Annotated in this window: 5 protein-coding genes and 1 pseudogene; 5 read left to right on the top strand and 1 reads right to left on the bottom strand. The window is 39.9% G+C overall.

Features of this window, described 5'->3' with window-relative positions; all coding sequences use genetic code 11:
- The 3 genes and pseudogenes from BUB99_RS13155 to BUB99_RS20755 all read left to right on the top strand — a co-directional run.
- Positions 1-606 (top strand): T9SS type A sorting domain-containing protein (locus BUB99_RS13155; protein WP_139281005.1); only part of this gene is annotated, 606 nt, incomplete at its 5' end.
- A gap of 286 nt (positions 607-892) precedes the next feature.
- Complete coding sequence (locus tag BUB99_RS13150) at positions 893-3,658, top strand: hybrid sensor histidine kinase/response regulator transcription factor (RefSeq protein ID WP_221407507.1); 2,766 nt, start codon at positions 893-895, stop codon at positions 3,656-3,658.
- Positions 3,659-4,429: 771 nt separating this feature from the next.
- Positions 4,430-4,623: pseudogene (locus BUB99_RS20755) on the top strand (DUF4372 domain-containing protein); the annotation flags it as partial.
- Between the two features lie 201 nt (positions 4,624-4,824).
- Here BUB99_RS20755 and BUB99_RS13140 read toward each other — a convergent pair.
- On the bottom strand, positions 4,825-5,727 hold the full coding sequence (locus tag BUB99_RS13140) for a hypothetical protein (protein ID WP_073122971.1): 903 nt from the start codon (positions 5,725-5,727) through the stop codon (positions 4,825-4,827).
- 157 nt (positions 5,728-5,884) lie between these two features.
- On the opposite strand from BUB99_RS13140, the gene BUB99_RS13135 reads away from it, so the two are divergent.
- Together BUB99_RS13135 and BUB99_RS13130 are read left to right on the top strand one after the other, a co-directional pair.
- Positions 5,885-6,877 (top strand): adenosine kinase, encoded by a 993-nt coding sequence (locus BUB99_RS13135; RefSeq protein WP_073122970.1) that lies wholly within the window; start codon positions 5,885-5,887, stop codon positions 6,875-6,877.
- 156 nt (positions 6,878-7,033) lie between these two features.
- The gene (locus BUB99_RS13130; protein WP_073122969.1) at positions 7,034-9,199 is read left to right on the top strand and encodes a S9 family peptidase; all 2,166 of its coding nucleotides are present in this window, start codon (positions 7,034-7,036) and stop codon (positions 9,197-9,199) included.
- Positions 9,200-9,256: the final 57 nt, after the last annotated feature.

The following is a 9,256-nucleotide window of genomic DNA, read 5'->3' as shown; positions in this document are numbered from 1 at the left end:
GATCTAGGTGAAAATGAAGTAGAATACACCGTAACAGACGAAAGTGGAAACACAGCTACCCTAGCTGTCACCGTACATGTCCATGATAAGGTTGCCCCAGTACTAGATGTACAAGATTTCACGCTTTTATTAGATCAAGACGGTAAGGTCAATTTACCTGTTGATATGATTCAAAATGGTTTTAGTGATAACTGCTCATCTGTAATTGCAGCATACAGCAAAACATCTTTTATCTGTGAAGATTTAGGAGAAAACAGTCTGACCATCACGTTATCAGACGATGCTGGCAATGTGTCTGAGACTACGGTAATAGTAACGATTGAAGGAGACTGTGGGGAGGAGGTACTAAGTGTTGAAAGGGAAAATCAATTTCATATTTTTCCAAATCCTGCTTCACAACAACTTACTTTGGACACGCCTTCTCCCCTACTTGAAAAAGATGAAATAATGGTTTTCGACATGTCGGGACAATTACTAATGAAGACTGTAATCTATCGAGATACTTACCTGTCAAATTTAGACATCTCAGAACTTCAGACTGGATTGTATCTTTTGGTCGTAAAAAAGAGTAACCAATTGATTCAGAAGCCTTTTATAAAAAAATAAGCACTCAATTCGTATCGCACCCTCAAATCTGTTTCTCGGATTACCCTAGCTTCTAACGAGTTGAGGTTGTTTTTAATATTTAATTAAAAACAACCTCAACTCGTTGTAACTTTAGTACTGAATATTTATCTCTTCCACTTATCTAGAACTCCCTTAATTGAACAAACTCTGTCTACTAATTGTCTTTCATCTACCACTGATCAACCTGCAAGCACAAGTAAATGAAGTAGATAGTTTGATATATGAACTCACCCAAGAGCACCATGATACCACCAAAATCATGATGATGTATAAATTATCAACTCATGAAGGGTTAGGTAGCTTTTCCAAATCAAAAGAATATGCCCTCCAAGCCTTACAAAAAGCAAAAGACATCAGCTTCGAAAAAGGCATAGGCGTCTCCTATTATTCGTTAGGCAATACATATGGACTATCTTATAATTTGGATAGTGCGATTGTTTATTTCAACATGGCTAACGAAATTTTTGAGCGAATCAATTATGTGAAAGGTGAAGGAAATGTACTAACTGGACTAGGGTATGCATACATGGACAAGGGAGATTTGGGTAAAGCAATGGAGTACGCGCTATTGGCACTCAAAAAAAGAGAAAAGAATAATGACCTCCATAATATCGCGGGATCATACGTACAGCTAGCCATCATTTTTCATGAGGAGTATGGATTCGGAGATGAATCTATCAAAACGAATGAAAAAAAATCATTGAGGTATAATTTACGGGCACTCAAGATATTTAAACAAATAAACAGTGAAGTCAATATTGGAATAGTCTCAACAAATATTGGAGCCAATTATAGTCGTTTAGATATGCTAGATAGTTGTTTGCACTTTTATAAACAAGCACTGGCAATTTCTACCCGCTTAGGAAATAAATATGGAATGGCTATTGACAACAACAATATGGGTGTAGTACTTAAGGATTTTGAAGAATATGATAGAGCATTATTTTATCTAAAAAATGCGGATCATTTATATGTAGAGTTAAATCACCCTAACGGCCGTCTGGATCCTTTAAGAACAATTTCAAGAATATATGGCACTATGGACCAGCCATACGAAGGGCTCAAATATGCGAAAGAAGCGCTAAAAATTTCCAGAGAGCTTAATAGCGCTAAACAGTTGATGAAATCTACCTTTCTAATCCACTCTTCTTTTGCACAAGTCGATAGTTTTAGGCAGGCCTATGATATGCTCACGTTATACAAAAATATGTCGGACAGTATCTATGACAACAAAAGGGATGAGCAAATGCGGGAGCAAGAACTAGCCTACAATGTAGAAAAAAAAGAACAACAAATCATCGACCTAGAGAGAAGCAATGAATTAGCCCAATTGAGAAGAAATATTCTTATTGGCTCTCTGTTAGCTATAGTATTAATAGCATTTCTCTTGTATAATCAGCAACGACTGAAAAGTAAAAGAAACCAACTGCTCTTCGAAAAAGAACAAGAAGTAGATCGCATGAAATCAAAATTCTTTGCCAATATTTCTCATGAATTCCGAACACCGCTCACCCTGCTAATGGGACCTATTGATCATCTCACGGAAATCTCTAATGACCCCAGACAATTACATTTTTTGGATATGATGAAAAGAAATACCAGTCGACTGTTGAATCAAGTAAATCAATTACTCGATTTGTCAAAACTGGATGCAGGTCAATTAAAGCTAAAGGTCGTTAAAATTGATCCTGTTCCATTCATCAAAGGAATTGTCATGTCTTTCGAGACTTTGGCAAGCAACCAAGAGGTCAATTTGAGTTTTTTACATAACAATGAAATCTCTGATTTCTATGCAGACCAAGATGCAGTAGAAAAGATAGTAGCCAACCTACTATCAAATGCATTGAAATTCACCCCGTCAAAAGGAATAATCAAGGTTGAAATTACAAACATAGAAAGTAGTGAATTATTGGCTAAGTCAGTTGCCGCTTTGGAACTTATCGTCACGGACTCTGGAATAGGGGTTGATGAAGAACTCCAAAAGCACATATTTGATCGATATTATCATACAGACAGTGATTTGCAAGCAAGTACAGGGATTGGACTAGCCTTGGTCAAAGAGCTAGTGGACAGCCATTTCGGAATCATTCGAGTCGATAGTCAAAAAGGAAAGGGAAGTACTTTTACGATTCATCTACCTACAGGCAAAAACCATTGGAAGAATATTAATATCAATGAATCCCAAGAGCAAGTAGAAACTATGGGATTGAGCATTTCATCGGAACGGAGTACTAAAAGTCCCCTGATGATGGAGGAGGTCAAGATAAGTAACAATCCGTCCATCCTCATTATTGAAAATAATGAAGATGTCAGGTATTTTATCTCAGAAATACTGAAGAACCAATTCCAAACCCTAGTAGCCTCCGACGGAATGCAAGGCATAGAAAAAGCCCAAGATAAGTTGCCTGATTTGATTATAACAGATATAATGATGCCTGGGCTTGATGGCTATGAAGTGACCAAACAACTAAAATCCAATATTAAAACAAGCCATATTCCTGTAATCATGTTAACTGCAAAAGTGGGGTTAAAAAACAAACTACTAGGTTTAGAAACCGAAGCGGATGAGTACATGACAAAACCATTTAGTGCATCCGAGTTAATCGCACGAGTTAATAATTTGATTAGTTCCAGAACCAAGTTAAGAGAGCAATTCAGAGAAGCGATCACTATGGGGCCTAATAGAATCACGGTTACATCCATAGATGCTGAATTTGTAAATAAAGTCAAATCTTTAATCGAGTTAAACATGGCTGATACAAACCTGAGTGTCGAATTCTTAGGAGACCAAATAGGGATGAGTAGAAGTCAGATATACAGGAAACTTCATGCTATTACTGGCTTTTCACCCAATCAACTGATTCGGGAATTGAGACTAGTCAGAGCCATGGATCTTCTTAAAAATAATTCGGGAACGGTCTCTGAAATTGCTTATATGGTTGGTTTTAACACACCAAATTATTTTAATACATGCTTCAATAAAAAATATGGCACCCCTCCTGGAGAAGTTAAAAAGCAACATAGCCTATAAAGGGTATTTATTAGTATCAGTAGGCCCCAGATAGAATCCTAATTTTATCTTCTGTTCAATTTTTGAATCCTGAATTGCATAATTCAAGTAGAAACCCGCCTAGACAGTTAGTTCAAAGCAAAAGAGAGAGTGTCAAGAGCAAAGCTTCCCTTATGACGGGTTGCTTGAAAAACAGTAATGTATAAAAGGGTTTCGCTAATCAAGCCTCTCTCGAAAAAGACCAAAAACAAGAGGGGATATGCCTCAGAAATGAAAATTTTGATAGGTTAACGACTATGGTGTTGTCGTGATTTTTGAGTTTCTTGTTGTTTCTCATTGACCTAAATTAGGGTCTGCTGAGAAAGCAGAAAAAAGGCTATACTTTCAGTATTATTGGAATGTTTGTAATGCACCAAGAGCAAGAGAATATGTCAAAAAGGACGTGCACATTCGCAATGTCTATGACCCATTAAGTCGGTTATAATTGGATGGTTTTCAGACCCCGTTTTACGATTAGCTAGATTCATCCAGTCGTTGGATTTTATTGAGCAAGAAGATTCCTTGGGATGATCTAGTGAGTTTTTATAATAAACCAATAGCGTCCTAAACGTTTACCAAAAACGGAGAAGGGTACTGTGTCTAATGTAACTTTGAGTTGCACAACAAATCCATCTACTCTGTCATGACAAATATAAATTGTGTTTTCACAAATCATCGGGAAACTTGATCGCTCTGTTTTTCAAGAGTTTGGTAAAAGATAAGTTGACAAACAAGCTCTCCAAGGGCTAGGGTAGCTGGAGGTTGGTGTCGATGTTGTTCTGTCAATTTTCTAAAAGCCAATCCGTAAGAGATATTAGCAACGGTCTTCGTTCCTACTGGAAACCTTAATTATTTAGGTATTAGTAAAGCTCCTTCCAAATCAACAGTGAGCTATCAAAACGAACATCGAGACTGGACACTGTTTAGAGGTTACTATTATCAATTAGAGGGTCAACTCACTCTATTAGAGGATTTTCGACAAAATAAAGTCAAGATAAAATCGAAGATTTTTATGTTGGATTCAACAACGATCAGTTTGTGCTTAAGCCTTTTCTTTGGCCTGTGTGTCACAGCTCAAAACAAAAGAGGCTGCCCATAGTCGCAACTATTGACAGCCTCAAAAGTATTTTTAATCCAAGACGGGCTACTTAGTCACAATTGTAGGTGACGTCTGTAACATTCTTGCCTCCCTCATCGTCGGTTACTGTTATGATAATCGGAAGACCATCGTCATTGTACTCATATGAATAGTTGTACGTATAAGTCGCGTGATCATATATTTCTTTTTCTGATAGGATGTTGTTTTCATTGAAGTATTCATAACCCCCAATAAGTAGTGCTAATAATTCTCCTTTCATTGGATTGGTATTGGTGTCATAGGAATAGCTCACTTTTCCCACAGAGATGGATTCGTTCGTTCTGGCATTGGCGTTTATTACATGTTCCTTTTTGCCTAATTTCCTAGCATTGGCATTTTCTGATTCATAAAAGGATTCAACCATACTAATGTTGTTGCCAGAAAAAGTCACCTCATCATAACTATATAGTGTAAGCTCGCTGGTTGACGAGTTGCTATAGTTGTCCCAGTTTTCAACTTTAGATAATTTGTCTCCAGAGTAGATGTATCGATATTCATCGATTTCTTTTTCTCCATTGTAAATTTCACTGGAGGTAATTTTTTCAAGCTTATCACCCGATATGAGAATTTCAATTTTTTCATCCTCATAGGAAGAGTTGGTTAATGTTATGACATCACCAGCATAAGATAAAAATATCTCGTTTTCATCCGTGCTTGTCTCACAATTGCTGTCGTAACACTCTGTTTCATTATCTACACTTAATATCGAGATTAGTTGATTGGCGTCATTGTACTCGAATGTGACGTCTGAAGCATAGCTGTACCCATAGTCATCCTCTGGATAACTAAAGACCATAGAAGTGATGTGACAGGAGTTGCTGTCGTCACCGTTGTCTGATTCTTCACACGAAGCTAGAGCGCCAAATACTAGGATCGCGGCGAATAATTTTGCATTTAATTTTAGCTGATTCATTATATATTAAGATTAGTGTTAACAAGGTTAAGGTAACCTTGTTTGATTTTTGAAGCTTTAAATTAGATAAAAAGAGACGGTTATTTACGAGCAATCGTGTGTTTATCATATTTTTCGTTCTCTTTGCTGAGTCAAAACAAAATCACTTTTTTGAATTATGAGTAAGTACGATATATACGGCATAGGCAATGCCCTAGTGGATTTAGTGTTCGAGGTAGATGAGAAATTTTTAACAGATAATCAGGTCGAAAAGGGGCTGATGACTCTAGTCGAAGAAGACCGTCAAAAGGAGCTAATAAGCCAAATAAAAGTTAGCGAGAATATGATGAAGGGTGGAGGCTCTGCCGCCAACACTGTCGTAGCTGCCAGTCAGTTCGGTGGATCTTCTTACTACGCGTGCAAAGTATCCAATGATGAGTTTGGTACTTTCTATCTCAAAGACCTAGCAACCAATGGGGTCGATACCATACTGACTGAGGCTACTGCTCCTGAGGGACTTACTGGCAGGTGTCTCGTGATGACGACCCCTGATGCGGAGCGTACGATGAATACTTTTCTAGGGATCACGTCAGATTTTTCGGTAGCGGAGATCGACGAAGAGGCGATTAAGAATTCAACTTATCTCTATACTGAGGGCTACCTTGTCCCTTCTCAGTCGGGCAGAGATGCCATGAAGAAAGGAATGGAAATCGCCCGAGCCCATGGCGTGAAAGTATCCCTTTCTTTTTCTGATCCGAGTATGGTCAAGTTTTTCAACGACGAGATGAAAGAGGTCGTAGGAGAGGGAGTAGACCTGTTGTTCTGTAATGAAGAGGAAGCGATGCTCTATACTGCTACTGATAGTTTGCTGGATGCACGTGAGGCACTCAAAGCCATTGCTAAGAAATTCGTCATCACGCTGGGACAAAATGGTGCGATGATTTTTGATGGAGATACATTCGTAGACATAGAGCCTTATAAAGTTGAGGCGATAGACACCAATGGGGCAGGTGATATGTTTGCAGGGGCATTTCTGTATGGCATCACACATGGTCACAGCTTTGCCGAGTCTGGTAAGTTGGCCAGTCTCGCAGCCTCCAAGGTCGTGTCTCAGTTTGGTCCAAGATTGGAAAAAGCACAAGCACTAGAGGTTTTGAATCACCTGATTTAATAGAAGCAAGAACCAAGAGACAAGACTTCTCTTGGTTCTTGCTTTTGCTACTCCAACCGCTTACATAATAGTTTCTTCTAAATTTCATCTGATGTCATATATTTGTTTGAAATGATATGACATTGCAGCGAATAGCTGTTGATTAAACTGATAAAGATGAAACAATTATTAACCATGCTACTTCTGATGCTAGGTGTGACTGCACTGGCACAGAAGAAAATTGCTGTCGAAGACTTTACCGAAAAGGGAACTTTTAGACAAGACTATCTATCGAGCCTCACTTGGATGAACAATGGGCTGTACTACTCAGCACTAGAAGACAACCAAATCCTACGCTACAACGTCACCACGGGAGCGTCAGACTCTATACTAGTAGACGGGGACGCACTCCATATCCGTATCTCAGACTATGAGTTTAGTAATGACGAAACAAAGATTTTGCTCCTGACTGAGCAAGAGTACATCTATCGCCGGTCGTACACTGCCGAGTATTATGTGTACACCTTCGAGGGGGAGCAGATGAGCAAGCTCTCGGATGGTGGTCGTCAGTCTTATGCGACCTTCTCTCCGGACAATTCCATGGTGGCTTTTGTTCGCGAAAATAATCTTTACTATGTCAAACTGGTCAACATGTCTGAACATGCCGTCACGACTGACGGGGAGTTTGGTAGTATTATCAATGGTAGCACGGACTGGGTCTACGAAGAGGAACTGTACCTCACCAAGGCCTTTAACTGGTCTCCAGATAGCAAGAAGATTTCGTTTTTCCGCTTTGACGAAAGTCAAGTCAAAGAATACAATCTACAGTACTGGGACAATGGCGCGATCTATCCACGTGACTACCGATACAAGTACCCCAAAGCGGGACAAGACAATGCAGTGGTAGAGGTTTTCATTCATAACCTGCCTACCAACCGAAACGTGAAGGTTAAAACAGGCGAAGAAACGGATGTGTATTACCCTAAGATGCAGTGGACGAAGGATGCCAATACCCTGTCGCTGATGAAACTAAACCGTCTGCAAAACAGACTAGACATCTACCATGTCAATGCAAAGACAGGCGGGATGGTACTGATCCTAACGGACAAGTCTAAAACCTACCTTGATGTGACCTATGCGCATGAGTTGATCTATCTGGATAACGGCACGCAGTTCCTCTACTCTACCGAGCGTGAGGGATACAAACACTATCACCTGCACCGCATCGATGGTCAGCTCAACAATCTCGTGACCAAGGGCAACTGGGAGGCAGAGGAGTTTGTCGGATTAGATCAAAGCGGTAGAACGCCCGTCCTCTACTATATTTCTACAGAGGGGTCTTCGATGGAGAGACATTTCTACAAGGTAGACCTGAAGGGAAAAGGAAAGACGAAGTTGAGCACCAAGGCTGGTATCAACTCAGTAGATATGAGCAAGGATTTCAAATACTATATTTCCTTTAATCACTCCGCGAATAGCCCTCGCGAGATCTCGCTGATGTCAACCAAGAAAAATGAGTTGGTCAAAGTCCTAAAAGATAGCAAGAAGCTCAAAGAGACTGCTGAGCAATATGGACTGAGCCAAAAGATATTTTTTGATATCGATGGAGCGGATAGCTATCAGCTAAATGCTTATATGCTACAGCCGATAGACATGGATAGTACTAAGCAGTACCCAGTATTGATCTATCAGTATAGTGGGCCAGGTTCGCAGAACGTGACCAACGGATGGTCTGGTGGGCACTATTATTTTCATCAGATGCTCGTACAGAAAGGCTACATCGTCGTATGTGTCGATACGCGTGGTACAGGAGGTCGTGGTGAGAAATTCAAGAAAATGACCTATATGAACTTAGGTAAAATGGAAGTGCAGGACCTGGTAGCAAGTGCAAAGTTCTTAGGAAAAATGAGTTTTGTGGATGCGGATAGAATCGGCGTATGGGGCTGGAGCTATGGCGGGCACATGTCGTCACTATCTATGATGACAGGCGATGGCGTTTTCAAAGCAGGTATCGCAGTGGCACCTGTCACCAACTGGAGATTCTATGATACGATCTATACGGAACGCTATATGAGAACTCCTCAGGAGAATCCAGAAGGGTATGATAGCAACTCTCCCAACACCTATGCGAATCAGTTGAAAGGAAATTTTCTACTGATTCACGGGACAGGCGATGACAATGTGCACTTCCAAAATGCGGTGACACTACAGGAGAGTTTGATTCAGGCCAACAAGCAATTCGATTCGTTTTACTATCCAGATAAGGCGCATAGTCTCTATGGAGGCAAGACCAGAACGCACCTCTATACGATGATGACCAATTGGATCATGGACAATTTGTAAAATCTAGCTACATTTGTAGTGCGAAAGCAATCCTTTGATGCTCAGGGGATTGCTTTT

The organism is Reichenbachiella agariperforans (assembly GCF_900142205.1).
GTDB classification, from domain to species: Bacteria; Bacteroidota; Bacteroidia; order Cytophagales; family Cyclobacteriaceae; genus Reichenbachiella; species Reichenbachiella agariperforans.
This window is presented reverse-complemented; position numbering and strand designations above follow the sequence as displayed.

What these genes read in the sequence shown, in the direction of transcription:
- BUB99_RS13130 (WP_073122969.1), top strand. Translation starts at nt 7,034, where the DNA reads ATGAAACAATTATTAACCATGCTACTTCTGATGCTAGGTGTGACTGCA.
- BUB99_RS13150 (WP_221407507.1), top strand. Translation starts at nt 893, where the DNA reads ATGTATAAATTATCAACTCATGAAGGGTTAGGTAGCTTTTCCAAATCA.
- BUB99_RS13135 (WP_073122970.1), top strand. Translation starts at nt 5,885, where the DNA reads ATGAGTAAGTACGATATATACGGCATAGGCAATGCCCTAGTGGATTTA.
- BUB99_RS13140 (WP_073122971.1), bottom strand. Translation starts at nt 5,727, where the DNA reads ATGAATCAGCTAAAATTAAATGCAAAATTATTCGCCGCGATCCTAGTA.